Genomic DNA, 23,281 nt, shown 5'->3' with positions numbered 1-23,281 from the left:
GTGAAGAGGATAGCTTACATATTTACTTTGCTTCTTGTTGTTATAGCAGCACAGCAAACTTATGCCCAGCTTCCTCGTTTTCGCGATCAGCCCGCTCAGCAGTATTTCACAGGCACACCTATCACCCCCGTTGCTCCCACTTACCGGCCTACCAGTGGTACTGTACCTCCCAACATATATGGCGAGGTAACTACTGTGGCGGGCAGCGGATCACCCGGTTTAGTCAATGCAAAGGGCCGAAATGCCGCATTCACAGCTCCATCAGACGTTAAGATGGATGCGGCAGGGAATCTGTATGTATCTGATGCTGGTAATAATTGCATCCGAATGATAGCGCCCGACGGTACCGTAAGTACCTATGCGGGCAGCGGGGTAGCAGGTTATGCTGACGGCAACGGCGCCTCCGCACGGTTTAATAATCCTGCCTGTATCATGTTTGATAAGCAGGGTAACTTGTTTGTTACTGACAAGGACAACAATGCGATACGCCAGATAACACCAACCAGAGATGTAAGTGTTTTTGCAGGTATTCCTGGTACAGCTGCCATGACGAATAATACGTTTATGCAGCCGACGGGGCTAACGTTCAATCTTGCGGGAAGATTGTTTGTGGCCGATGTACCTCAAATTCGGGAAGTACCCGGCGGCTATGTAACTTTTTTTGCTGGCGGCGGCTATCGTGGCCCGGCTCCCAATTTTAACGGGCCTGGCGTCACTGCCAAGTTTGCTGCGTTATACGCGATGATCACCGGCCCTGATGATATCATGTACGTAGCGGATGGTGAAATGATACGAACCGTTAATCAAAGCGCAGTAGTAGGCACGGCTGCCGGCGTTAACTATAACACCGATCCGTTTGAGGGCACTGCTGCAAATGCAACATTCAAAAGCATTATGGGCCTCGCGTTGGATAATGCCGGCAACATGTTTATTGCAGACGGCGGAGGGCATGAGATAAAAAGGTTTGGCAAGCGGGAGCAATATATAAGCGTACTTGCCGGAAACAACAAAAAACCCGGATATGTAGATGCTATTGGCCCAAATGCGCAGTTTGGCAAGCCCATGGGCATGTGTATAGATGCACAAGGCTTTATTTATGTTGCCGATGCAGACAACAACGTAATTCGTAAAATATCTACCACTGGGTTTAAGGTAATACCCGATCTCCCACCGGGGTTGGTGCTGGACCAGCGAACCGGCATAATCAGCGGGACACCTACGCAGCCCTGGCCTTCTACAGATTACACTATATTTGGTTACAATACTGAGGGAATGGGGACGTATACGTTTAACATACAGGTAAATGAGTTAATAAGAAAGCAGCAGGTGATTAAATTTGATCCGTTACCGGTAATGAAAGACACCGATCTGGATTACCCGCTTAACGCCACAGCTGTTGGCCCGTCAAACTCCAACCCCATCCGATATGAGTCAAGCGACATTAGTATAGCATCAGTTTTCGACGGCAAAATCCACATCTTAAAAGCCGGCACCGTTACCATAACCGCGTATAAAGACGAAGATCCCTTTTATTTCGCGGCTACTCCGGTGGAACGCACCTTAGTTATACAGGAAGTACCCGAAGTTTTTGTCTACCCGGATGTTGTTCCCAAAGGCAACCCGGTAAGGATAAAGCTTGATCCAACCGGTAATACCAAAATAAATTATGACACGGTTGCCACCGTAACGGGCGAATACCAGCTTCAGCAGCCATCTACAACCCTGCAGGATAGTTTGTATAGTTGCGCCGATGTAGGTCTGCAAACATCAGTATTGAAGACCGGATTTGGCGCTGACCCTGTCGATCCTTTAAGTGCCAGGTTTAATTATCCATCTAACATTGTGTTCGACCCTGTAAGCGGGAAAATGTACATCTCCGACAAGGGCAATTACCGTATAAGAACAATAGCTGTTGACGGTCGTGTTAGTACACTTGCGGGTAATGGTGGACCTGGAAAAGTGGATGGGAAAGCCGGCATAGCAAGTTTCTCCAAAGACCTGCTGAGCATTATAACGGATGCACAAGGGAACATATATGTTTGCGACGTTGCTAATTTTTTAATACGGAAGATTACACCTGATGGTACAGTGAGCACCTTTACCACAGAGGCGCTTACCGGCTTAAACGACTTTGATCCTATAGAGGGAGCGGCCATAGCTATTGACAAAAGCGGGTACATTTATATAGCTGATAAAACGAGAATATACAAAGCAGCACCGGATGGCTCCTCGGCAATAGTTTTTGCGGGAAGCGGCAAGCAGGCCTTTACAGATGGGATTGGTACACTCGCGGACTTTGATGGTATCAAGGGGTTGTATTTTGGACCTGACGGAACTTTATTTGTAACTAGTTCTGCTGCAAACGATGTAAATAGCGTTCGCAAAATAACACCTGCGGGGGTGGTTACAACGTTATTCCGCAAAACTGATCCGCTTTTACGATTTACACGCCTTGTGGTAGATAGCAAAGGCAACTCGTTTATAGCATCAACAGAGCCTAAGATTTATAAAGTAGCTGCTGATGGCACGTTTACAATATATGCCGGCAGTGCAAGCAGAATTGGCCGGGCAGACGGAGATGGCGCCACCATCGCGTCTTTCAACAACCCGCAAGGCATCGGTATTGACCCGGCAGATAACCTCTACATAGCCGATCAGGATAATCACATTATCCGCAAAATAACGCCCGCCGGCATGGTAAGCACCATAGCAGGCAGTGGCACTGCCGGCTATTTTGATAACAATGGTAAAAGCAACAAGAAAACCGTTAATATCCCCTTAGTTATTATTAACCCTATCACGATTACCAGCAAATATCAGCCCGTAACGTTGCCGTTTCTTGATGCATGCCCTGCTATATTAGAAGACTACGCTGCAAAAGCAACCGGCACAAGCCCCTGTACAGGTAGTATAACTTTCACGCAGGTACCTGCAGCCGGCCGTGTTCTTAAAGACGGTGAGAAGGTTTATGTGAAACTAATTGCAAGTGATGGTTTAAGCCCATATGATACCGTAAGTGTTACGTTTTCAGTTACCGCTAATAAGCTGCCCGCCCCTACAGTAAAGATAACTCCGGACTATTACGCAAGCTGCGAGGGATTGGAAGTAAAGTATACAGCCAGCGCAGTGAATGGAGGCAACGCGCCAACATATCAGTGGTTTGTAAATGGCGCTCCTGTTTATAGTGGCGGCCCTGAATTTACCAGCAGTGCGTTACTTACAGGAGATAAAATTACCTGCATAGTAACCAATCATGATGGATGCGCCGATATATCATCCCTACCTTCAGCACCAGCTACACTTACTGCCGATCCGCCTGTAACAACTTCTGTAATGATATTTCCTTCCATTACGGGGGCGTTTTGCCCCGGCAGCAAGGTAACCTTTACCGCTGTGCCTACTAACGTACAAACCACTAACGGTGAACCATCCTACCAGTGGCACATTAATGGTAATAATACCGACACTAACAGCAGTACCTTCAGCACCAAAAATCTTGCAGATGGTGATGTAGTTACCTGCACCATGGTAAGCGGCGGTAAATGCGTGGCAAACCCGGCTACAGAATCAAACGCGGTTACCGTCTCTGTGCTTGCGAATGCTGCGTGCGATATCATTCCGCCAAACACTTTTACGCCTAATGGCGACGGTATTAACGACTATTGGCAAATTCCTATTTTAAGTAACTATCCTAACAGCACTGTATCTATTTATAACCGTAATGGCCAGTTGCTGTTTCAATCAACAGGGTACAGCAAACCATGGGATGGCACCTACTCCGGCAAGCAAGTACCAGCAGGAACTTATTATTATATGATAGATACCCACACCAATATTAGCGTGCTTTCCGGCTGGGTCGCTATCATAAGATAAACAAAACGGCCGCTGGTATACACCGCGGCCGTTTTCCAAAAAGTAGTTGCTATTATGCTATAATTTTCATGTTTTCTGCGTCCCAACGGATAACTTTATTCTCAAAATAACTGTCGTTACAAGCTAGGCAAGGTGCGGCGGCTCTGAAACCAAACTTGGCGTCTTCTACTACAGGTGTACCGTTGCGTACTGAGTCAAAAAAGTTTGCGAAATGCTCGTTAGATGAGTTATACCCTTCGGGGGCACTATAAACAGTGTCGGGCTCGCGGGTTCGCCTTTTCTGCTGTTCAGTCCACTTTTTATTATAATCGTCTAACAGAGCTTTCTGCTGTGCTTCGGTATAAGTAAATAATGAGTCCCATCCGCCAATACCTGGTGCCTCGGGCATTTTATTTCGTTTTATGGTAAAGTTATCTCCGTCGCCAAGATCAATCACACCTTCAGAACCAGTTATTGTAGTTCTGCCGCTTCCGCCATCGCCGCTCACGAAATTTACCCTTAGGGTTACCTGGAATGCCGGGTGTTCCTTGGTTTCGCCGTATTGCACCACGGCACTCATAACATCAGGCACGTTCCTGCCATCCTTCCAGTAGGTAAGACCTCCTATAGAGTATATCTTTTCCGGCCCCTTAGATCCGGTGATAAAATGTATGCCACTGAGTAAGTGTACAAACAGGTCTCCTGCTACACCAGTACCGTATTCGCGGTAGTTTCTCCAGCGGAAAAAGCGTTTAGGATCGTAATCGTACTTTACTTTAGCGTTTGCCTGGTAGCGTGCCCAGTCTACATTAGCCAGCGTGGCATCTGTCGGTATAGTATACTGCCAGGCGCCTAGTGCATCCTGCCGGTTAAATGATGCTTCAATAGAGTTTATTTTACCGATAGCACCTGCCTGGTACATTTCCTTCGCTTTTTTATAAGCAATACTGCTTACGCGCTGGCTACCTACCTGCATTACCATTTTGGTATCCTGCTGTGCCTTAATTTCGGCAAGGCCCTGGCTTATCAGGTGTACCATTGGCTTCTCGCTGTAAACGGCTTTCTTGCTGTGCATGGCATCTATGGCTATTTGGCTGTGCCAATTGTCGCTGGTAGCAATAATTACAGCATCTATGTCCTTCCGGCCTAGTATTTCGCGGTAATCCATAGTAGTAAAAAGGCTTTGGCCGTAAAGTTCTTTGGCGCGGTCCAGCCTGCCTTTATACAGGTCGCATACACCCGCCAGCTCCACACCTGATGTAGTCAGCGCCGCACGGGTGTCGTTAAAGCCCATTATACCCATGCCAATAGTGGCTATACGTATTTTGTCGTTAGGCCCGGCAATTCGCTGTGCGCGTTGCAGCCGTACTTCATTTTCTTCTTTCGCGGCCCAAGAGGTTAGCGAAGCGGAGGTAAGCAGCACCGAAGTACCCAGGTGCTTGAGAAACTTTCTGCGATCAGTTGACATGGTAGTAGTATTAATTGGTTAATAATTGCAGGCGCAATTGTGAGATATACTTAGGCAATTTAGCAAAAAACTTTCTGCATAAACTATTAGTATAAAGCAAAATAAAAACTTTTTAATTTAATTTAAAAAGCCATAAATTGCAGGCGATACCTCGTTATAAAACCTCAATTATCTGTATGAAAAAATTTACTGCGCTGGCATTGTCCTGCTTATTTGCCGCAACAGCGTTGGCACAAAGCACCCCCGACATTGCCATTATTCCAGAACCTGTTAAAATCACCAAACATCCGGGACTATACACATTACCTAAAGCTATAGTAGTACAGTCGGGGCAGCAGCAGGAGCTTAATCGCGTGCTGGATCTGTTAAAAGAAAAGTTTGCCACTGCAACAGGTAAACAGATATTGGTTAAAGCCAGTGCGCCTGCCGCAGCAATAAAACTGGTGCTAAACAAAAAAGCAGACGCGGTACTGGGAAAAGAAGGGTATTATTTATCTGTAAAGTCAACCGGCATTACTATAAGTGCCAATGAGCCTGCCGGCTTGTATTACGGCGCGCAAACCTTGATGCAATTGTTGCCCAAGGAAATTGAAGGTTTGAAAGTTGCTAAAGGCGTCACCTGGAGCGTACCTGTTGTAGATATATACGATTACCCGCGTTTTGCATGGAGAGGATTGATGTTTGATGTATCGCGGCATTTTTTTACCAAGAAAGAAGTAATGCGCTTTATAGATGACATGGTTAAGTATAAATTTAACCTGCTGCACTGGCACCTTACAGACGATGAAGGATGGAGGGTTGAGATAAAAAGCTTGCCACGGCTAACAACAGTTGGAGCTTACAATGTGAAGCGCGAAGGCACCTTTGGTGATTTTATTCCGCCAAAGCCTGACGAACCACGTAATTACGGTGGCTTTTACACGCAGGACGATATTCGCGAGATTGTAAAGTACGCACAGGAAAGATATGTAAACATTATGCCTGAGGTAGATGTGCCCGGCCACAGCCTTGCTGCGGTAGTAGCCTATCCGCAGTTATCAGCCACTGCAGGTGCCGACAAATATGTAGTGCGTTCGGGAGAAAAGATAATGGATTGGTCTAAACCGGGCCATCCTGCACTGGTAGATAACACATTAAACCCTGCCGGCGATTACACCTACGAGTTTTTAGACAAAGTTACTACCGAACTGGCGCAGCTATTCCCTTTTGAGTATATGCACCTGGGCGGAGATGAATGTGCCAAAAACTTTTGGGAGCAAAGCGAACAGGTAAAAGCATTAATGGCCAAAGAGAACCTCAAGAATATGGAGGAGGTGCAGAGCTATTTTGAGAAGCGTTTAGAAAAAATAGTAGAGAGCAAAGGCAAAAAATTCATGGGCTGGGACGAAATATTAGAAGGTGGCCTTGGTCCTAACGCGGCGGTAATGAGCTGGCGCGGCATTAAAGGTGGCATAGAGGCGGCCAAGCAGGGCCACGATGTGGTAATGAGCCCAACAACCTTTGCCTACTTGGATTACATGCAAAGCGACCGCATTATGGAACCACCTGTGTACGCCACCTTACGCCTGAACAAAACTTACGAGTTTGAGCCAGTTCCTGAAGGTGTTGATGCCAAACTGATCAAAGGAGGCCAGGCCAATCTTTGGACAGAACAGGTATACAACTTCCGCCAGGTAGAATATATGATATGGCCTCGTGCGCTCGCGGTATCAGAGTCTGTTTGGTCACCTCCTGCAAAAAAGAATTTTGCAGCGTTCTTCCCTAAGGTAGAGAAGCAGTTTGAGCGTTTTGATCAATCAGAAACTAAATATGCGCCAAGCGTATATGATCCCATATTCCAAGTAGGCCGCAATCCTGACAAGACAATTAAGGTTACACTTACTACAGAAGTACCCGGGCTGGACATTTACTACAGCTTTGATAATTCCTACCCTGATAAGTTCTATCCAAAATACACCGCACCTTTAACCGTGCCGATAGATGCAGCGCTGCTTCGTGTGATCACCTACAAGAACGGTAAGCCGGTGGGCCGCATGAATAACATGCCAATAACTGAGCTAACCAAGAGAGCAGGAAACTAACCATAAGTGGTACAACTACAAAGGCCACGGAGGTAAATCTCTGTGGCCTTTGTTTTTTTAGTTTATTGGAACGTTTAGTTGTTCGGCTTCATTCTTGAGAACGGGAATCCGTTACAGCCTGTCTTAGGTCGGCTGCGATCAGGCTTGGCCATGCTTTCGGCCAGGGTCTGCGTTTTTGCTTCGTAAGCGGTGAGGCAATAGCCCCATTTCCAAGGCGACATATTGCTGAACTGCATATAATCTATTTTGGTATACAATCCACCTTCGCCGGGGTTAGCGTTGTCGTTGCGGGCAAGCAGGTACTGCTCCTCGTTGTTCCATTTAATAATGTGGAATTTTGTTTTTGGCAGCTGTACCCAAAGCGTATCGCTTACTTCGTACTTAATACCATAGTCGTCCTTAAACTTGCCCTTCATAAACTCAGGAGCAGTATCAGCACTATGCGCGTTCTTTCCGGTAACAGTAATTACAGACAGCAGTCCAAGTAGCAGCAGCAGTTTTTTCATGCAGCTAATATAGTCCATTCACACTCAACCAGGCTACTTTTGCTTATAAGGAAACGGCAGCTTTACGCGTATGTCACGATCTTCTCCTGTGGCATTGGTAAATTTGGCGGCTTTCATTGCATTTAAAGCTTCTTCATCGCAGCCAAATCCAAGTGACTTGACAACCGATATGTCTTTAGGGTTGCCGTTCTTATCTACAGTTAGCTCCAGCACCACATCCCCACTTATGTTGTTGTCTTTCGCCTTTTCGGGATAGGCAAGCTTTTTATATAGCGCTTCGTACCCGCCAATCAACTCTATTGATGGCAGCTCCGGGGCATGATAGTATATGTCTGACGGGTTTTGGTACCCGCCTGCAGGCACCTTGTATTTTATATTCCACTCTTTAAGATATTGCTCCAACGGCGGAAGCCCTACCGCTGCGCGCCGAACATTTACATTAGCTTCGTCCTCTATAGGCTGAAGTTTAATGCCTTGCGGGGTTTCATGTAGTTGCGATCCGTAAACCTGCTTTTCGCCTTTATCAACCTTATTTCGGTCGATCATAATTGCTACTGACGATGCTCTGAGTTCTCCCTTCTTAGCGGCATCTAACATAAGCGGCAGGTATTTTTCACGTGCCTCCGGTTCGCCATGTTGTACTACCATAAATGCAACGGACATGTACTTTTCACCTACGAGCGATTTGCCAGGATATCCGTACCGCGCTATTATCTTATCTATCTTTGCAAGATTCTCCGCATCTAACCGAGCTTGTTTTTGCATGTTTTTGTCATCCTCCCGAGATGTACGTGCCGAAAGTTGTGCTGCCTTACTCCGATATTGCTGATCGGCACGGTTAATACTATCCAACTGTAACATTAACTTTTTATTGAGCGATTGCGCATTTACGTTGCTGCTCAATGCACTTAACAGGACTATTACTATTATATTCTTCATCGTTGCTGTATATAGTACAAATCAACAGAATAGTAATTTACAAAAATTGTATTTTTCGGACATCAGCTCTCCATAAACCTAAATACCAGCCTCTCATCAGCCAGTGTCTCTATTTCTTTATAAAACCGGTGAGGGTTACTGCCGGTTAGCTCTTTATAGATTTTATTGAAATAGGCTTGGTCATAGTAATTACTTTGATATGCAAGTTCAGTCATGCGGGTAAATTGGTTTTCTACCAGCTTGTTTTGTAACGAATGTCTGAAGCGGGCCACCTTGCGATAGCTTGCAGGAGAGACGCCCAGGTGCTTACGAAAAAGCCGGTTAAGCGTACGCGGCTGCACTTGTAGCTGGCGGCAAATGTCTTCTATAGGCAGGCTTTCGTCAAAATCACTAAGCCGTGAAATGAAACGGCTTAACAGATCGTGCTCCGGGAACGAACGATAGCGGGTAAGTAGAAAACTCTCTAAAATTTTGCAGCGGTTATCCAGGTCACTTTCGCCGAAAAAAGCTTTAGTAAAACTTTTATAAGCCGGCAAATTGTCCCACGAGGTAAACAGCTGGCTCGGCCGGGTAATAACGCTGGCAAAGGGCTGATCGAGAAAGGCGTTTAAACCGAGCGGTTTAAATAATATTGTCACTTTATCTATTATACCTGTGAGATTTACCTCTAAAGGGTGTTCCCTTATACCTTGTACTGAGACAACAGGTTCAAAGCAGCCCGTTCCATGCACATTTGTAAAGTGATCACCAAAGTTTTTTATTGCCCCGCGGTGAATATTAAACACCGTATAGGTATGCGGAAAGGCATAGTAGCGGGAGGCAAAACGATCGCTATCGGTTTGCATAAAGTAGTAATAAGCAATATGCTTTTGCAGTATGGCACTGCGCGGCTCGCGCGTTACAGGGTTAAGCATTACTGCCAAATTAACAAATTGCAAGCATAGTAAGCGGCAGGCCAAGCCTGCCGCTTATGTATTATTTTGCAGCAAAAAGCGGTGCGTAATTCCTGCGGTAATAATAAGCTAAAAACAATTCGCCAAACAACAGGAACAAGCCCGGGCCTAATCCTGATGGCATTACAACGCCATGGAAAAGCACAATGTTGATAACGATAGGGAATATCAGCACTACCGCAAGGGTAACATACCTGCCTATCAGGAACATTAAGCCGCAAATTAGCTCAACAGCTTTCACTAGTGTCATGAGCTTAACAATTGCCAGTCCTTCGTTATAAGTTATAGCCGATTGAGGCATGTTGGTTGGCGGGGGCGTTAGATTAAAAAAATAACTTACCGAAGCAAAGAGCAGCAGCAAGCCCATAAGCGTACGGATAACAATCATCGCGATCTTCATAATTTAGGGTTTTAAGGTTTGTTCTATTTGTTATCTTCTAAAATAAGTTTCAGGTTCTCAAGGCTTAGGTCCAAGTCTTTACCGAGTATCTCGCCCATGTTCATAAATATAAGCATTGCATTCATTGGATAAGACATTTTACTTGCAAAACCCCATCTTACACTAGTTTGCACCGGAGATATAGCCTCTGTCTCGAGATAAGAATTTGCAATTCCTGCGAATGGCCGAAAAAAGGTGATCTGGATATCCATCCTTTTCCCGTGTACAATCTTGGTTATCAATTGCTCGCCGGCACCCGCTTGTTTCTGTTTGCTATTCCAGGCATAAACAAAACCTTCGCTACCGTCAGTACCGCGATATTCTTTAACCGCAATAGGATCTGCCATTACCCATTTATTGTAGTCCTCCATGTTCTTGAGGTGCCGCACGTATTCAAAAACTTCAGCCGCTGGTCGATAGATTGTAATATTCCGTTCTACAGCGTAATCGCGTCTGGTAAGCAAGGCAGTCAGAAGCAGCAAAATGACTACCCCTGCCATCACAGCTAAAATGATGAGGAAGATGGTCATAAATTAAGCGTTGATGTTTTGTAGTCGTTCATACTGTTTCCAGAAGTAGTAGGTTATAAAGGTGATGAGCGAAAATACCAACGGCGGTATCAGCAAGCCCGCTCCATCGCCAACAAACATGCGCGATGCAAATGCACCAATCGCGTTTATTACAAATCCGGCAAATGCCCATTCTTTAACGGTCCGGAACTTGTTCTGCAGTATAGCCAGCGCGCCCAAAACTTTGGCAATCCCGGTAATTACCATCAAGTAAACCGGGTAACCTAAATGGGCCATTACTTCTCTTCCTGTTTTTTCTTTAGCAATTCCAGCTCCCCCGTCTGCCAGGGATGAGAGTACAAACAGGGTAATTAGTATCCAGTAAATGATCTTGATTGTTTTCGGGCTCATAATGGTTAAAGGTGAGGTAAGTTATTATTTTTCGGCGGTAAATACACCCCATCTTATGCCAAATTTATCTACAAGGTTACCCATCGTTCCTGCAAAAAACACCTCGGGCTGGCAGGTAACGGTACCGCCATCACTCAGTTTAGCAAAAGCATCAAACATCGCTTCCTTGCTGTCGCAACTGAGGGTGAGAGATACCGGTCCGCCTGTTTTCTCGGCTACGCTCGGGTCCTGCATATCCGAGGCAAGCAAGTTCAGGTCACGGGCGGTAAGGTCGGCATGTAATACAGAGTCCTGCATCTCAGCAGGGAACATCTCTGCCATTGGCGAATTTTTAACAATGATGAGCTGCAGTTCGCCACCAAGGCATTGCTGGTAAAAGGTCATGGCTTCGCGGCAAGTGTTCTTAAAATTAATGTATGCGCTAATTTTGGACATAATAAATTGTATAATGGTTAATAATCCTATGTAAGTATTTCACAATAGTGCCCGTTCAGTTTTATCAATTCTATTACGCGAGTGGGGCAAAACTCCCGGCCTTCTACCCGCAGCACCTTATCACAGTCCTCCAGATCAAAGTTTATCCGGCACACCGGAAAATGCTTTTTCAGCAAGCCGATCAGCATTTGCGACCGGCCCGCATCATCCACATTTGTTTTAAAAACTTCTATCATAACTTATCCGAACATAACAAAGGTGCAGCGCTTTAACTAAATGGCAGGGGTGTAATTACGACATTCTGTGGGGTTGATTACGACAGTGCTTCCGCTTACTTTTGATATCATGAAACACGTATCGATACTTATCCCCAGAGGCGAGACCAGCCTGAGCAATATTGAGGCGACCTACAAGATGTTTACCAAGGTAAATGAGGCTATGGACCGCATGAAAAAGCCGCCGGTGTTTAAGGTTCAGCTGGTGGGGTTAAGTAACGAGACCACACTTACCAACGGCTTGTTCATTATAAAGCCCGATCTCACCATTAACGACGTAAGCAAAACAGATATGGTGATCATTCCGGCGGTACATGGCGATATGGCCAAGGTGATTAGCGACAATGCCGATTTTGTACCCTGGTTGATCAAGCAATATAAAGCCGGTGCCGAGCTGGTATCATTATGTATCGGCGCGTTCCTGCTTGCCTCTACAGGGCTGTTAAAAGGCCGCAGCTGCACTACGCACTGGTTGGCGGCGGATGAGTTCAAGCTAATGTTTCCTGACGTTAAAGTTATGCCGTACAAGATCATTACCGACGAAGGTGGCATATACACCAGCGGCGGAGCATATTCCTCACTCAATCTTATCCTCTACCTGGTAGAGAAGTTTGCCGGCAGGGATATGGCTATAAAATCATCAAAGATGTTTGAAATAGATATTGAGCGGAACAGCCAGTCATTGTTCATGATGTTTCACGGCCAAAAAGATCATGATGACGATGTTATAAAACGAGCGCAGGATTTTATAGAGCACAATTATTCCGGAAAGATAACGGTTGACCAACTGGCATCTACCCTGGCGCTCAGCCGCCGCCACCTGGAGCGACGGTTTAAAAAGGCCACGTCAAATACAGTGGTAGAATACATGCAGCGCGTACGTATAGAGGCGGCCAAAATGAGCCTGGAAACCATGCGCGAAAATGTTAACGAGGTAATGTATAATGTTGGCTATACCGATACGAAAGCATTTCGCGAGACTTTTAAACGCATAACAGGCGTATCGCCTATAGAATACCGTAACAAGTACAATAAAGATGCAAAAGCAGCTGTTTAGCCCCTCAATTTTAAAATGGAATATTAACACGCCCTTAATATCCCTTGCGTATGTTTACAACAAACATACCTATGGCATCTAAGCTCTTTAAATTTTTTATACCGAAAAACCAGCTGTTCTTCAACCTGTTCAACCAGTCGTCAGCAAACAATCTTGAAATGAGCAACCTGCTTTACAAGATTGTAAGTGGTGAAAATAAGGCCGACAGTACAAAACAGCTGTACGATTTAGACAGGCTGAAACAAACCGGTAACGAACTTAAACATAAAGTTTACCTCGCGTCCGCAAAGGCGTTTGTATCGCCGTTTGAGCGTAACGATATGTACGCGCTTGCCTCGTCCATCAATCATATTTGCGATTATATACATATCTCCTCCAGACGGTTTAGCCTTTACCAGGGCGATATGGCCGCACCTGCAATTAAAGAGCTTTCAGGCATTATAATTGAGACCAGCACAGAACTGGACAACGCTGTAAAAGGCCTAAGTAATTTAAGCAACGCCGACAGCATAAAACAGAGCTGTAACAAGGTTAAAGAGCTGGAAAATTACGCTGACAGGATTTATAGCAAAGCTGTTGGTTCAATTATGTCTTCAGACGGCGATTCCATAGAGCAAATAAAATTCACCGAAATTTTAGCTGCACTGGAACGCACAACAGACAAGTGCGAAGACGCCACTAACGTAATAGAAAGCATCATAATCAAGAACCAATAGCATCGCGCCTACTATTTGCTTCAATGTTAACCACTTATGCGGCAGTTAACACAATGATAACATTGCACTAACCTTGGCTTCACATATCTTTGCGCTGTAATTTACAAATATGAAAAAAAATAAACTTAAATCTTTGGTCAAGTCAGCGCGTAAATCAGCTAAAGAAAGCATAAGGCAAACCATCCTGTCACAGCTAAAAGAAACAACAGAGAAGCTGGGCGTTGCATCTAAAAAAAACGAGAAAGAAATTGAGAAAGCCTCGCGAAAGCTGGCAAAAAAACTTTCTGCAGATGTTAAAATAGACAAGGAAGTACTAGCAAAAACAGTTGCCGAAAAACCTGCAAAAGAAACCGCTGAAGCTAAGCCTGAAGCCACTGCGGAATCAAAAGAAAAAAAGAAATCAGCTTAACTTAGTTGATCGCTCCCGACAGGCATCATACTAATTGGTCGGTCGGTTATAAGCTACTTGCCAACATTTGCCGACTGCTGCTTTCCTGTAAGATATTTCCTTAATGGGATATCATAAAACACCATAACCACCCAAGCGAAACACAGCAACAAAAGCACTCCTGCCGCTATTACCATTGCCAGTGTGCCTGTCGAGGGCTTGTATGCGGCATAGTAGTTGGCAAATGCCCATATTGCGGCATAGTGTGTCATGTAAAGAGGATAGGATATATCTCCCGAGAACTTGCAAAGTTTTTGCAAGCCTGCAGAAACCGGAGATCCGGCACCTAATGCAACCAGCAGCGGGAAGTAAATTATTACAACCAGTGATTCGGTTAACCAGTTGTAAGCAGAAAAGGGCATAACAAAGCCTAGCACCATCAGCACACCTAAACCCAAAAAGCCAAGCTTATTCTTAATGATCAGGTTATACCGGTAAACCAACATCCCTGCGGTAAAAGAATAGCAGACGCGCGCGCAACCGTCCCAAAAGTTGTCACCGCTCCAGCCGCCCATTAAGGAACCCGACTTGTACACAACAAAACACAGCCAGGCTGCTGATGCAACAAGTATAGGCACCAACCAGCGCCGGTTAATACGCGATAGTACCAAAGCGTATATTATATTGGCCACATACTCCCAAAACAACGACCATGCCGGCGCATTCAGCCCGAAATTGTTAAAAGCACGGTCCTTCATTACCGGGAAGGGTATTAAAAAAACGGAACAAAGGAATATTAACGCCATTCTTCCGGTGCTGTATAGCCCGGCATTGCCACCAAAGGGATCAAACAACAAGGCTAATAAACCAAGTATGCTGCCCAGGATAACCAGCGGGTGCAGCCTGATAAGTCGCGCTTTAAAAAAATTTAGCATGCCGATGCTTGCTATCCGGCTATCATATGCGTAAGCAATTACAAAGCCGGACAAACAAAAGAAAAAATCAACAGCCAAAAAACCATGGCCAATAAAGTTCTTGCTGTAATCTGTATACGCCACCTCCATAAAATGGAAAGTTACCACGCTGATAGCGGCTATACCCCGCATGCCATCCAGCACTTCAAAGTGTTGTTTACTTTTAAACAGTGAAGCTTGTGGTGGTTGAGTTAGGTTGTTCATTGGTGCCGCAATATAGCCATGCTGTTGTAAAAGGGAAGGTATTTTTGCTAAAAGCCAGGGTGGATAACAGGTATTCGCTACAACTAGATTAATAGCTTAGTAAAGCAGGGGTTGATCCCGGCACAATTCCTTTACTTTTTAATTCGGTAATTAACACATTTAAATTCATGCTGGCCGATAACTCGTCAAGCGGGTGCATATTTGCATCCAACATTTTACCGCCTAAACGTTTTTGGCAATACTTAACAGCTGCGGTCATTACCTTAAATACGTTTTCCGGGTCGGCACTTCTTGGGACTGAAAAACCAAACACCAGATCATCAGGATTCATTTGGCCTTGCTTTATACTTTCAGGCAAGAAGTATCCGGGATCAGTAGTGGTCCAAACACTGAAAAGGGCATCATCCCCGTAATTCTGATTTGGATTTCCCCAGTGAAAGAGGTCGCCGTCGCCCCATTTTAAACCGACACTTTGCAGTACATCCCAAACCTTCTTTCCGTCGAACTTAGTATCGCTTTTTAATACAATAATGATATCCTGGTCCAACTCCGCTATTTTAGGTGCCTTATCATTAGTATCAATCTTGTTATTGCTGTTTTTGCTGTTTTTGTCGACAGGTATCTTTAATTTACGCACATCCAGAATGTAAGAAGCATCTTCCGAAGCTTTATCCAAACCTAACTTTCTTACCCTTTCGTTGGTCTCGCTTTCACTGGAGATAAAGTAATCATTCTTTGGAGCTTTCTTGTGATTATCACCACAGCTTAATGTTGTAACCGTGAAAAAAACTAATGGAATAAGTTGCTTAGCATTCATTCTGACGTACAATTTAGGATTGTAATTTGATAAAAAAAGCCTTCAGCAATCTGAAGGCTTTTTGTGGTCCCGACGAGAATCGAACTCATATCTAGAGTTTAGGAAACTCCTATTCTATCCGTTGAACTACGGGACCGGTATGTGAAGTGCAAAGGTGCAAATTATCGTTGAGTTGGTCAACAGGCATTTGCACTTCGGTTAGCGTACCACCGAGCCATCGTTGAAAGCATTGGTCGGGCTTACAAAGCACAACTTACCTTCAGCATTTTCTGCCATCAGTATCATCCCTTGCGACATGATGCCCTTTATCTCCCGCGGTTCCAGGTTCACTAATATGCTTACCTGTTGCCCGATAATGTTCTCCGGTTCGTAATGCTCAGCAATGCCAGACACGATGGTGCGTTCATCTATGCCAGTATCAATGGTCAGCTTCAATAGCTTCTTGGTTTTAGCCACCTTTTCGGCAGTAAGAATGGTTCCTGTGCGGATATCCATCTTTACAAAATCATCAAAGCTGATGTTTTCTTTTGCCGGTGCAACAACAGGCTTCTGCGCCGCTAATGAGGATTGTTTCTTGTCAGCAAGCTTTTGCATCTGCGCTTCTATCACGTCGTCCTCCACTTTAGCAAACAGCAGCGCAGCAGGATTAAGCTGATGACCGTTTGCAAATTCTATCTCCTGATCAAATGCAACAGGAGGCACATTCAGCATGCCGAAGATCTTATCCGCAGTACCCGGCAGAAATGGCTGTAAACATGTGGCTAAATGCCCTATTAATACAAGGTTGTTATGCAGTGCGGTTTTTGCAGATTCCGGATCGCTCTTTATTGTTTTCCAGGGCTCCTGCTCGGTAAGGTAACGGTTACCCATACGGGCTATGTCCATCACGTTCTGCATCGCCGCCCGGAACCGGTAGCTCTCCAGGTTCTTGCCCAACTCGTCATAATATCCGCCAAGCTCATCATTAAGAGCACCATTAGTCAGACTCACAGGCTCGCCAGTTGTCTCTACTTTACCGTTGTAATACTTGTGCATTAGTATCATTACGCGGTTAACGTAATTACCTAAAATGGCCACCAGTTCGTTGTTTACGCGTGCCTGGTAATCCTTCCAGGTAAACTCGCTATCGCTGGTCTCCGGCAGTATAGAAGTTAACACATAACGTAATTCATCCTGCTTACCCGGGAACTCTTCCAGGTACTCGTGCAGCCATACCGCATGGTTGCGCGAGGTAGATAGTTTATCGCCTTCCAGGTTCAGGAACTCGTTCGCAGGCACATTCTGTGGCAGTATATAGTCACCATGCGCTTTCAATATAGCCGGGAATATAATGCAATGGAAAACAATGTTATCCTTGCCAATAAAATGCATCAGGCAGGAGTCATCTTCAGTATTCGCCTGTTTCTTCCAATACAGCTGCCAGTCCTTGTTATTGTCTATAGCCCATTGCTTGGTTGCAGAAATGTAACCTATTGGCGCATCCATCCACACATACAGCTTTTTACCTTTAGCTTCTGCAAGCGGCACGTCTATCCCCCAGTCCAGGTCACGTGTCATGGAACGTGGCTGCAAGCCCGACTTTAACCACGAGCGGCACTGCCCAAATACATTCACCTTCCACTCTCCCTCTTTAGTATCTATCCATTGCTCCAGCCATGGCTGGTATTTATCTAATGGCAGGTACCAGTGCTTTGTTGGCTTCAGCACAGGCGGCTGGCCGCTCAGGGTAGATATAGGCGTAATGAGATCAGTCGGGTTTAATGATGTACCGCAGTTCTCACACTGATCGCCATAAGCGCGGTCGTAACTGCAGACAGGGCAAGTACCGGTGATGTAGCGGTCGGCTAGAAACTGGTCGTACTCCTGATCATAATATTGATCGGTAAATTTCTCTACAAACTCGCCTTTCTCATACAGGTTCAGGAAAAACTCCTGGGATAGATCATGATGAATGTCAGATGATGTACGATGATAGATGTCAAACGATATCCCAAACTCTTCAAAGCTTTCCTTTATTTGGTTGTGGTACTTATCTATTATGGCTTTAGGCGTTGTATTCTCCTTTTTAGCCTTTATGGTGATGGCGGCACCATGTTCATCGCTACCGCAAATGTATACCACGTCCTTTTTCATCAGCCGCAGGTAACGTACAAAAATATCAGCGGGCAGGTACGCCCCGGCAAGATGGCCAATATGCAACGGACCGTTGGCATATGGCAAAGCCGAGGTAATGGTATATCTCTTATATTTGTTGAGTTGCGACATGAAAACAGGCGTATTAAATAATTCGCAAAGATAAGCTTTTAAGCGGGAAAGTTCTAAAAAGGACAGTGCCGTAAGAGAACGAAAGCGGCATCTATCGTCTATATTTCGCAGCAACAAAGAAACTTACAGCACCTATGCGTACACCGGCAGCACCTATCATACCTCCATTTCTCAACCCAGGCGACAAAGTGGCTATTACATGTCCTGCAAAAAAGCTTCCTATACCAATGGACGATGCGGTGAAGTTATTAACCAGTTGGGGGCTTGAGGTAATATTGGGAGAGACGGTTAATGCCAGCTACAACCAGTTCGCCGGTGACGATGACCTACGCGCACGCGACATGCAGCGCTTTATTGATGATGATAGCATTAAGGCAATTTTTGCAGCACGCGGCGGTTATGGCACTATTCGCATGGTAGATAAGGTAAACTTCAGTAAGCTGGCTACCAACCCAAAATGGCTTGTTGGATTTAGCGACATCACCCTGTTGCACGCGCACATAATCACTAACTGCAACGTAGCTTGTATACACGGGCAAATGCCCCTGAACATTCCGGATGCGTCAAAGCACTCGCTGGACACTTTGCGTATGGCGCTGTTTGGCGAGACATTAAGCTATAATATAGCACCCAATCCCTCAAATAGACCAGGTAGGGCTGCAGGCGTCGTCGTTGGCGGCAATTTATCTTTGCTGGTAGCTATATCAGGCTCTGTTACCGACGTTGACTACTCCGAGAAGATTCTTTTTTTGGAGGATGTAGGTGAATACCTGTATGCCATAGATCGCATGCTGCGCTGCCTGGATAGGGCCGGTAAACTCCAGAACCTTGCTGGCTTAATTATAGGTGGTTTCACCAGCACCAAAGACAACGACATTCCTTTCGGTCAGACTATCCCGGAGATGGTAATGGACATCGTTGGTAAGTATAACTACCCCGTTTGCTTTGATTTCCCCGCCGGGCATATTAATGATAACTGCAGCCTGATACTTGGTGCTACCGCTAACCTAATCGTGAAACAAGATGGTGTGGTTGTAAGTTATTAGCTTACAAAAAATCACATCATTATGGCTATATGGCACTCTCTTAACAAATACCGGGATTTTGGCTTACTCGTCATCCGTGTAGGTCTCGGTGCTATGTTCATCTATCATGGTTATCCTAAACTTATGGGTGGCCCTCAACTATGGGCCGGCCTGGGAGGCTCCATGAAGTATGTTGGCATTAACTTCGCTCCCATTTTCTGGGGTTTTATGGCCGGGGTTATTGAATCTGTAGGCGGGCTCCTACTGGTATTGGGATTATTATTTAGACCCGCATGCCTGTTTTTACTTATTAATATGGTGGTAGCAGCAATGTCGCACCTTGGCAAAGGTCAGGGCCTCGGCGAAGCGGCACACGCCATTGAAGATGGTGTCATGTTCCTTGGGTTATTTATTATCGGGCCGGGGAGGTATAGTGTGGATAGGAGGTGATCAATCATCACCTCTACAGAAATTTCATGTTTGTTAATAATTTTATAACTAGATATTTAGTACATTTAATAAAATATTAACCACCATGAAAAAAATTACAGCCCTTACATTGCTGCTTACACCATTGGCAGCTTTGGCTCAAGACAAGTTAGTTAAAAAGAAAATTTCGTTAAATCTAACTGAAGAATATCACGTTTCTACCACAAACAAAGATCAGCGTGAAGGTTTGTATATGGTAACTGATCCAAATGGCAGTGCTGTTGTACGCGGTAAGTATGACAATGGCAAAAAAGTGGGCACCTGGTTTTTTTACAATCCTGATAACAAACTGAGCCAACAATATGACTATAATACAGGTAAGTTGTTATATACTGATCAGGATTCCGGCTCTTACGTAAAAGTAGATTACTCCATTGCAGCGCCTGAAAATGCGCAAGTACAGCCCCCTGTTAAAATAGGCGGAGCAACGCTGGCGTTTTTAACATTCTTTAACAGCAAAGATATCCCCGCTACTATACTTAAGGAAAAAACAGACGTTAATGTTAAATACACTATAAGCGTCGACGAAGCTGGCCATATAGCTGACGCCTGGGCAGATTATGAAAGCGCCGGAACAACAGAAAGAAAAAGATTAAGCGTGCGTCCTAACTCATCCGGGCTGCTGGACTTTATTCCTGCACAAATTAACGGCAAGCCAGTTAAAAGCACAGTAACAATGGCTACTACATTACCTATGGACGTCAACAAGCAAAACTCCTATAATATGATGATGTCCAATCAGAAGCAGTAAGCATATACAAAACAAAAAAGCCTGCATTAAGTCAATGCAGGCTTTTTTGTTCAATTTAAATTCATCAAAAAGTCCATAAATCTTCTTTCTGATAAGTAGTTAAACTAAAAAAGCACCTCAATTGAGGTGCTTTTTTAGTTTAACTACACAATTGCCTTATGGCCTTGGGCCTTCATAAACCCACGTCTCGTCAAATTTTGTTCTAACAGTGCTTCCTGGTTGTAACAAAAAGTAACTAACCTTAAATGTCGCACCTTTGGTACCTGGGGTACCAGAAATAAACTTGTTTTGTCCAGACGGATCCAACTGTGCAGATCTGCCATTTGAAGCAGGTTGACCGTAGAAGTTAACCACCTTGGTGATATTACCTGCATCGTCGAAAGTAAACACGGGAGAGAAAGATCCATAATAGCTATCAGAGCCAGAGCTCAAAAATCTATGACCATAAGTTTTAGCGTAACCATAATCGAACATTACAGCTGTACTTGATGTAATAGTATAAAGATCAAATCCGGTAGGAGACTTAGCTGTAAATGCAGCGTTTGTCAAGTCTACCATTGTACCAGTAACTGTATAACGACCATCATATTTATTTTTAGCGCCAATAGAATACAGTACTGATCCGAAATTGCCGCTTATGGTGCCCATTGAAGCGGATTTGATGGTAAGTGGCAAAGCATATGATTTAGAAAAATCAAATGTTGATGTAATAGCCACGTTAACAGGAAAAGTAGCTCTTCTTTCTCCCTTTTTAATAACCACAGTGGTAGTTGGAATTGCATAGTATGTGCTTGGAAGCAACTCATACCCATCCTCATCGTTCGCTTCTGCCTTAGTGTTATATTTTGCCAAAGCAGCTTCATCAACACCAACCTCTACAGTGATATCCTGAGGAGCTACATCGGTGCCTGAGTAACTAACAGTAACGTCAAACGTTCCGGGCGTGCCGGCCACATATTGTTTTGCGTAAACTGCATATTGATCATTAACACCCGAGATATAACCATCTGTGGTATAAAACTCAACAATATTTTGAGGTTTACTCCCAATCTCTGCCTCTTCCTTTAAACACGAGGACAAACCTGTCACAAGAGCTAAAGCCGAAACAATTTTCAAAAATTTTTTCATTTCTTTTTTAATTAAATGTTAATTATTTAGCCCAGAAAATCTTATCACTGAAAGGATTTATTCCACTAGGTGTATTTGCGCTATTGTATGAATACTCAGACACCGGATAAAGGATACGGGTCGGCAGTTTGTTTGGAGCGGTTGAAACCGATACAGTAGATGCAAATGTAGTTGTAGGCGTATTACCCGTTATAGCAGGGTAGCCTGTTCTCCTGAATTCGTTCCACGCTTCTGCTCCAAAAAGGTAAGCTAACGCTATATACTTTTGGTTAATAATTGCTTCAACTTTTTGTTCATTAGTACCCGCAAGATCAAAGTTAACCAACCGATTAGTAGAGTTGTTTGACAGGTAAGTTGCGTAGTCGCCATTAGCATCGCCAACTACCGTACCTGATGCATCCTTGTACAAATAATTGAAAGAGGCTTTGATTCCATTGTTGAATAATGCTTTTGCATCTGCCCCTGAGATTATTCCTCTAACAGCAGCTTCTGACTGAAGTAAATAGCTTTCAGCTGCAAGCATTAATGGTTGACCAGCTGTTTCACCTTTTAAAATTCCTTTACCAGTACTTCCAGAACCCTGCACAGTGGTACCCACATCACGCAATGTATAAAAGAACGCAGGTGTTGGAGCTTTTGACGCAGACGCGCTGGTGTTACCCAATTGGTTTGACAATGTGCTTGCGCCGTTGTATCCAAAAAAGATCACCTTACCACGAGCAGGATCATCAATTTTAGTACCATTAAAGAAGCTCAAGATCCAAGGTGAAGCCAGGTAAACGTTAGCAGCACCTCTTACAGCGCCGGTTTCTGAGAAAGCCCATTTATCCCACATTGGGTTTTGCTTACCTACAGTTTTAGTATAACCAGGGTTAACAAGTGCGTCAGTAGTTAAAAAGCCAACAGTCGCATCTGGTGTAGGCTTGGTAAATGCAACCTTACTACCTGCACGAATGATCAAACGAAGCTTAAGTGTATTTGCAAATTTTTTCCATAAGCTTAGATCACCTTTAAACAACACATCGCTGGTACCAAATACACCGCTAGTTGTTCCGGCGTTTAAAGTTGCAATTGCAGCATCTAACTTATCGCCAAGATCTTTATATATTACTTCGCCGTCTGTATAAGTTGGTTGAAGTACACTAGATCCTTTCAATGCGTCCAAGTAAGGCACTTTATTGTAAGTATCAACCAGCATTTGAAAATCATAGGCCCTCATGATGTTGGCTGTCGCATTCTCAATAGATGAAGGGTCAGTGTTATCAATAATGTATTGGTAATCCTCAAGGTTATCATATGTATTCTGGAACAATCCGTTGAAATCACCTGTGGTGAAGTTGTAAGATATTAAGTTACCTAAACTTCCAAAACCTCCCGCGTTACCAAAATACCCGTTCAAACGTGAGCCATACTCATTGTAGTCGCCGCTGTTGGAAATTAACGATGCCGTCGCCGTTAGTGCCTGCGGGAATACAAGCGCCGGCGTAGCCGTAGTTGGCTGGTTGGGGTTAGTGTTGATATCCAGATATTTCTTGCAAGATGTTGCAGAAACAATACAGATACCCGTTAAAACTATACTAAATATTTTTTTCATGATAT

At 44.5% G+C, this 23,281-nt stretch carries 22 protein-coding genes and 1 tRNA gene; 8 read left to right on the top strand and 15 right to left on the bottom strand.

The annotated features are described in order from the left end of the window. Nucleotides 1-3,873 carry an NHL domain-containing protein gene (locus tag DYU05_RS12200; protein ID WP_133300221.1) on the top strand — a complete coding sequence of 1,291 codons (3,873 nt, stop codon included), beginning with the start codon at nt 1-3 and terminating at the stop codon, nt 3,871-3,873. 52 nt (nt 3,874-3,925) lie between these two features. Here the strand turns inward: DYU05_RS12200 and DYU05_RS12195 are convergent, their stop codons facing one another. Continuing rightward, the gene (locus tag DYU05_RS12195; protein ID WP_117383389.1) at nt 3,926-5,320 is read right to left on the bottom strand and encodes a Gfo/Idh/MocA family oxidoreductase; all 1,395 of its coding nucleotides are present in this window, start codon (nt 5,318-5,320) and stop codon (nt 3,926-3,928) included. A 176-nt stretch (nt 5,321-5,496) separates the two neighbouring features. Here DYU05_RS12195 and DYU05_RS12190 point away from each other — a divergent pair, with 176 nt between their 5' ends. Then, nucleotides 5,497-7,401, top strand: a complete 1,905-nt coding sequence (locus tag DYU05_RS12190; RefSeq protein WP_117383388.1) for a beta-N-acetylhexosaminidase — start codon at nt 5,497-5,499, stop codon at nt 7,399-7,401. A gap of 74 nt (nt 7,402-7,475) precedes the next feature. Here DYU05_RS12190 and DYU05_RS12185 read toward each other — a convergent pair whose 3' ends face one another. The 8 genes from DYU05_RS12185 to DYU05_RS12150 all read right to left on the bottom strand — a co-directional run bounded on the left by DYU05_RS12185 (nt 7,476) and on the right by DYU05_RS12150 (nt 11,829). After that, nucleotides 7,476-7,907 (bottom strand): hypothetical protein, encoded by a 432-nt coding sequence (locus tag DYU05_RS12185; protein ID WP_117383387.1) that lies wholly within the window; start codon nt 7,905-7,907, stop codon nt 7,476-7,478. Nucleotides 7,908-7,940: 33 nt separating this feature from the next. Next, nucleotides 7,941-8,846, bottom strand: coding sequence for an energy transducer TonB (locus DYU05_RS12180; RefSeq protein WP_117383386.1), 906 nt, complete (start codon nt 8,844-8,846; stop codon nt 7,941-7,943). Nucleotides 8,847-8,908: 62 nt separating this feature from the next. Further along, nucleotides 8,909-9,760 (bottom strand): helix-turn-helix domain-containing protein, encoded by an 852-nt coding sequence (locus tag DYU05_RS12175; protein WP_117383385.1) that lies wholly within the window; start codon nt 9,758-9,760, stop codon nt 8,909-8,911. A 61-nt stretch (nt 9,761-9,821) separates the two neighbouring features. Next, the gene (locus tag DYU05_RS12170) at nt 9,822-10,199 is read right to left on the bottom strand and encodes a DoxX family protein (RefSeq protein ID WP_117383384.1); all 378 of its coding nucleotides are present in this window, start codon (nt 10,197-10,199) and stop codon (nt 9,822-9,824) included. A gap of 23 nt (nt 10,200-10,222) precedes the next feature. After that, nucleotides 10,223-10,768 carry an SRPBCC family protein gene (locus DYU05_RS12165; protein WP_117383383.1) on the bottom strand — a complete coding sequence of 182 codons (546 nt, stop codon included), beginning with the start codon at nt 10,766-10,768 and terminating at the stop codon, nt 10,223-10,225. A 3-nt stretch (nt 10,769-10,771) separates the two neighbouring features. Next, a complete protein-coding gene (locus tag DYU05_RS12160; protein ID WP_117383382.1) occupies nt 10,772-11,158 on the bottom strand; it encodes a DoxX family protein in 387 nt (128 codons plus the stop codon). A gap of 24 nt (nt 11,159-11,182) precedes the next feature. After that, nucleotides 11,183-11,593 (bottom strand): VOC family protein, encoded by a 411-nt coding sequence (locus tag DYU05_RS12155; RefSeq protein WP_117383381.1) that lies wholly within the window; start codon nt 11,591-11,593, stop codon nt 11,183-11,185. Nucleotides 11,594-11,619: 26 nt separating this feature from the next. Then, entirely contained in the window at nt 11,620-11,829 is a 210-nt protein-coding gene (locus DYU05_RS12150) for a hypothetical protein (protein ID WP_117383380.1), read from the bottom strand. Between the two features lie 109 nt (nt 11,830-11,938). On the opposite strand from DYU05_RS12150, the gene DYU05_RS12145 reads away from it, so the two are divergent. The 3 genes from DYU05_RS12145 to DYU05_RS12135 all read left to right on the top strand — a co-directional run bounded on the left by DYU05_RS12145 (nt 11,939) and on the right by DYU05_RS12135 (nt 14,050). Next, nucleotides 11,939-12,925: a GlxA family transcriptional regulator gene (locus tag DYU05_RS12145; protein ID WP_117383379.1), complete on the top strand. Its 987-nt coding sequence runs from the start codon at nt 11,939-11,941 to the stop codon at nt 12,923-12,925. Nucleotides 12,926-12,996: 71 nt separating this feature from the next. Continuing rightward, nucleotides 12,997-13,641, top strand: a complete 645-nt coding sequence (locus DYU05_RS12140) for a DUF47 domain-containing protein (RefSeq protein ID WP_165852065.1) — start codon at nt 12,997-12,999, stop codon at nt 13,639-13,641. 109 nt (nt 13,642-13,750) lie between these two features. Further along, complete coding sequence (locus DYU05_RS12135) at nt 13,751-14,050, top strand: hypothetical protein (protein ID WP_117383377.1); 300 nt, start codon at nt 13,751-13,753, stop codon at nt 14,048-14,050. A 53-nt stretch (nt 14,051-14,103) separates the two neighbouring features. Here the strand turns inward: DYU05_RS12135 and DYU05_RS12130 are convergent, their stop codons facing one another. From DYU05_RS12130 to metG, 4 genes are all read right to left on the bottom strand, one after another. Next, nucleotides 14,104-15,207: an acyltransferase family protein gene (locus tag DYU05_RS12130; RefSeq protein WP_117383376.1), complete on the bottom strand. Its 1,104-nt coding sequence runs from the start codon at nt 15,205-15,207 to the stop codon at nt 14,104-14,106. Nucleotides 15,208-15,295: 88 nt separating this feature from the next. Then, complete coding sequence (locus DYU05_RS12125) at nt 15,296-16,024, bottom strand: cell division protein ZipA C-terminal FtsZ-binding domain-containing protein (protein WP_117383375.1); 729 nt, start codon at nt 16,022-16,024, stop codon at nt 15,296-15,298. A gap of 64 nt (nt 16,025-16,088) precedes the next feature. Continuing rightward, nucleotides 16,089-16,160, bottom strand: a tRNA-Arg gene (locus DYU05_RS12120). A gap of 62 nt (nt 16,161-16,222) precedes the next feature. Beyond that, nucleotides 16,223-18,289, bottom strand: a complete 2,067-nt coding sequence (gene metG / locus DYU05_RS12115) for a methionine--tRNA ligase (protein ID WP_117383373.1) — start codon at nt 18,287-18,289, stop codon at nt 16,223-16,225. Between the two features lie 134 nt (nt 18,290-18,423). Between metG and DYU05_RS12110 the strand changes: the two genes are divergently transcribed. The 3 genes from DYU05_RS12110 (at nt 18,424) to DYU05_RS12100 (ending at nt 20,554) form a co-directional block, all read left to right on the top strand. Next, nucleotides 18,424-19,335 (top strand): S66 peptidase family protein, encoded by a 912-nt coding sequence (locus tag DYU05_RS12110; protein WP_117383371.1) that lies wholly within the window; start codon nt 18,424-18,426, stop codon nt 19,333-19,335. A 21-nt stretch (nt 19,336-19,356) separates the two neighbouring features. After that, complete coding sequence (locus tag DYU05_RS12105) at nt 19,357-19,764, top strand: DoxX family protein (RefSeq protein WP_117383369.1); 408 nt, start codon at nt 19,357-19,359, stop codon at nt 19,762-19,764. 85 nt (nt 19,765-19,849) lie between these two features. Further along, a complete protein-coding gene (locus DYU05_RS12100) occupies nt 19,850-20,554 on the top strand; it encodes a toxin-antitoxin system YwqK family antitoxin (RefSeq protein WP_117383367.1) in 705 nt (234 codons plus the stop codon). A 156-nt stretch (nt 20,555-20,710) separates the two neighbouring features. Here DYU05_RS12100 and DYU05_RS12095 read toward each other — a convergent pair whose 3' ends face one another. Both DYU05_RS12095 and DYU05_RS12090 read right to left on the bottom strand, forming a co-directional pair. Further along, nucleotides 20,711-21,682 (bottom strand): DUF1735 domain-containing protein, encoded by a 972-nt coding sequence (locus tag DYU05_RS12095; RefSeq protein WP_117383365.1) that lies wholly within the window; start codon nt 21,680-21,682, stop codon nt 20,711-20,713. Nucleotides 21,683-21,704: 22 nt separating this feature from the next. After that, nucleotides 21,705-23,276: a SusD/RagB family nutrient-binding outer membrane lipoprotein gene (locus tag DYU05_RS12090; protein WP_117383363.1), complete on the bottom strand. Its 1,572-nt coding sequence runs from the start codon at nt 23,274-23,276 to the stop codon at nt 21,705-21,707. Between the last annotated feature and the right edge of the window lie 5 nt (nt 23,277-23,281).

This window comes from Mucilaginibacter terrenus, from assembly GCF_003432065.1.
Classification (GTDB): domain Bacteria; phylum Bacteroidota; class Bacteroidia; order Sphingobacteriales; family Sphingobacteriaceae; genus Mucilaginibacter; species Mucilaginibacter terrenus.
Note: the sequence above shows the minus strand (reverse complement) of the source record. Positions and strands in the feature narration are given on the sequence as shown.

Coding starts and splice junctions, on each gene's coding strand:
- DYU05_RS12195 (WP_117383389.1), bottom strand. CDS start 5,320: ATGTCAACTGATCGCAGAAAGTTTCTCAAGCACCTGGGTACTTCGGTG.
- DYU05_RS12190 (WP_117383388.1), top strand. CDS start 5,497: ATGAAAAAATTTACTGCGCTGGCATTGTCCTGCTTATTTGCCGCAACA.
- DYU05_RS12185 (WP_117383387.1), bottom strand. CDS start 7,907: ATGAAAAAACTGCTGCTGCTACTTGGACTGCTGTCTGTAATTACTGTT.
- DYU05_RS12180 (WP_117383386.1), bottom strand. CDS start 8,846: ATGAAGAATATAATAGTAATAGTCCTGTTAAGTGCATTGAGCAGCAAC.
- DYU05_RS12175 (WP_117383385.1), bottom strand. CDS start 9,760: ATGCTTAACCCTGTAACGCGCGAGCCGCGCAGTGCCATACTGCAAAAG.
- DYU05_RS12170 (WP_117383384.1), bottom strand. CDS start 10,199: ATGAAGATCGCGATGATTGTTATCCGTACGCTTATGGGCTTGCTGCTG.
- DYU05_RS12165 (WP_117383383.1), bottom strand. CDS start 10,768: ATGACCATCTTCCTCATCATTTTAGCTGTGATGGCAGGGGTAGTCATT.
- DYU05_RS12160 (WP_117383382.1), bottom strand. CDS start 11,158: ATGAGCCCGAAAACAATCAAGATCATTTACTGGATACTAATTACCCTG.
- DYU05_RS12155 (WP_117383381.1), bottom strand. CDS start 11,593: ATGTCCAAAATTAGCGCATACATTAATTTTAAGAACACTTGCCGCGAA.
- DYU05_RS12150 (WP_117383380.1), bottom strand. CDS start 11,829: ATGATAGAAGTTTTTAAAACAAATGTGGATGATGCGGGCCGGTCGCAA.
- DYU05_RS12145 (WP_117383379.1), top strand. CDS start 11,939: ATGAAACACGTATCGATACTTATCCCCAGAGGCGAGACCAGCCTGAGC.
- DYU05_RS12140 (WP_165852065.1), top strand. CDS start 12,997: ATGGCATCTAAGCTCTTTAAATTTTTTATACCGAAAAACCAGCTGTTC.
- DYU05_RS12135 (WP_117383377.1), top strand. CDS start 13,751: ATGAAAAAAAATAAACTTAAATCTTTGGTCAAGTCAGCGCGTAAATCA.
- DYU05_RS12130 (WP_117383376.1), bottom strand. CDS start 15,207: ATGAACAACCTAACTCAACCACCACAAGCTTCACTGTTTAAAAGTAAA.
- DYU05_RS12125 (WP_117383375.1), bottom strand. CDS start 16,024: ATGAATGCTAAGCAACTTATTCCATTAGTTTTTTTCACGGTTACAACA.
- metG (WP_117383373.1), bottom strand. CDS start 18,289: ATGTCGCAACTCAACAAATATAAGAGATATACCATTACCTCGGCTTTG.
- DYU05_RS12110 (WP_117383371.1), top strand. CDS start 18,424: ATGCGTACACCGGCAGCACCTATCATACCTCCATTTCTCAACCCAGGC.
- DYU05_RS12105 (WP_117383369.1), top strand. CDS start 19,357: ATGGCTATATGGCACTCTCTTAACAAATACCGGGATTTTGGCTTACTC.
- DYU05_RS12100 (WP_117383367.1), top strand. CDS start 19,850: ATGAAAAAAATTACAGCCCTTACATTGCTGCTTACACCATTGGCAGCT.
- DYU05_RS12095 (WP_117383365.1), bottom strand. CDS start 21,682: ATGAAAAAATTTTTGAAAATTGTTTCGGCTTTAGCTCTTGTGACAGGT.
- DYU05_RS12090 (WP_117383363.1), bottom strand. CDS start 23,276: ATGAAAAAAATATTTAGTATAGTTTTAACGGGTATCTGTATTGTTTCT.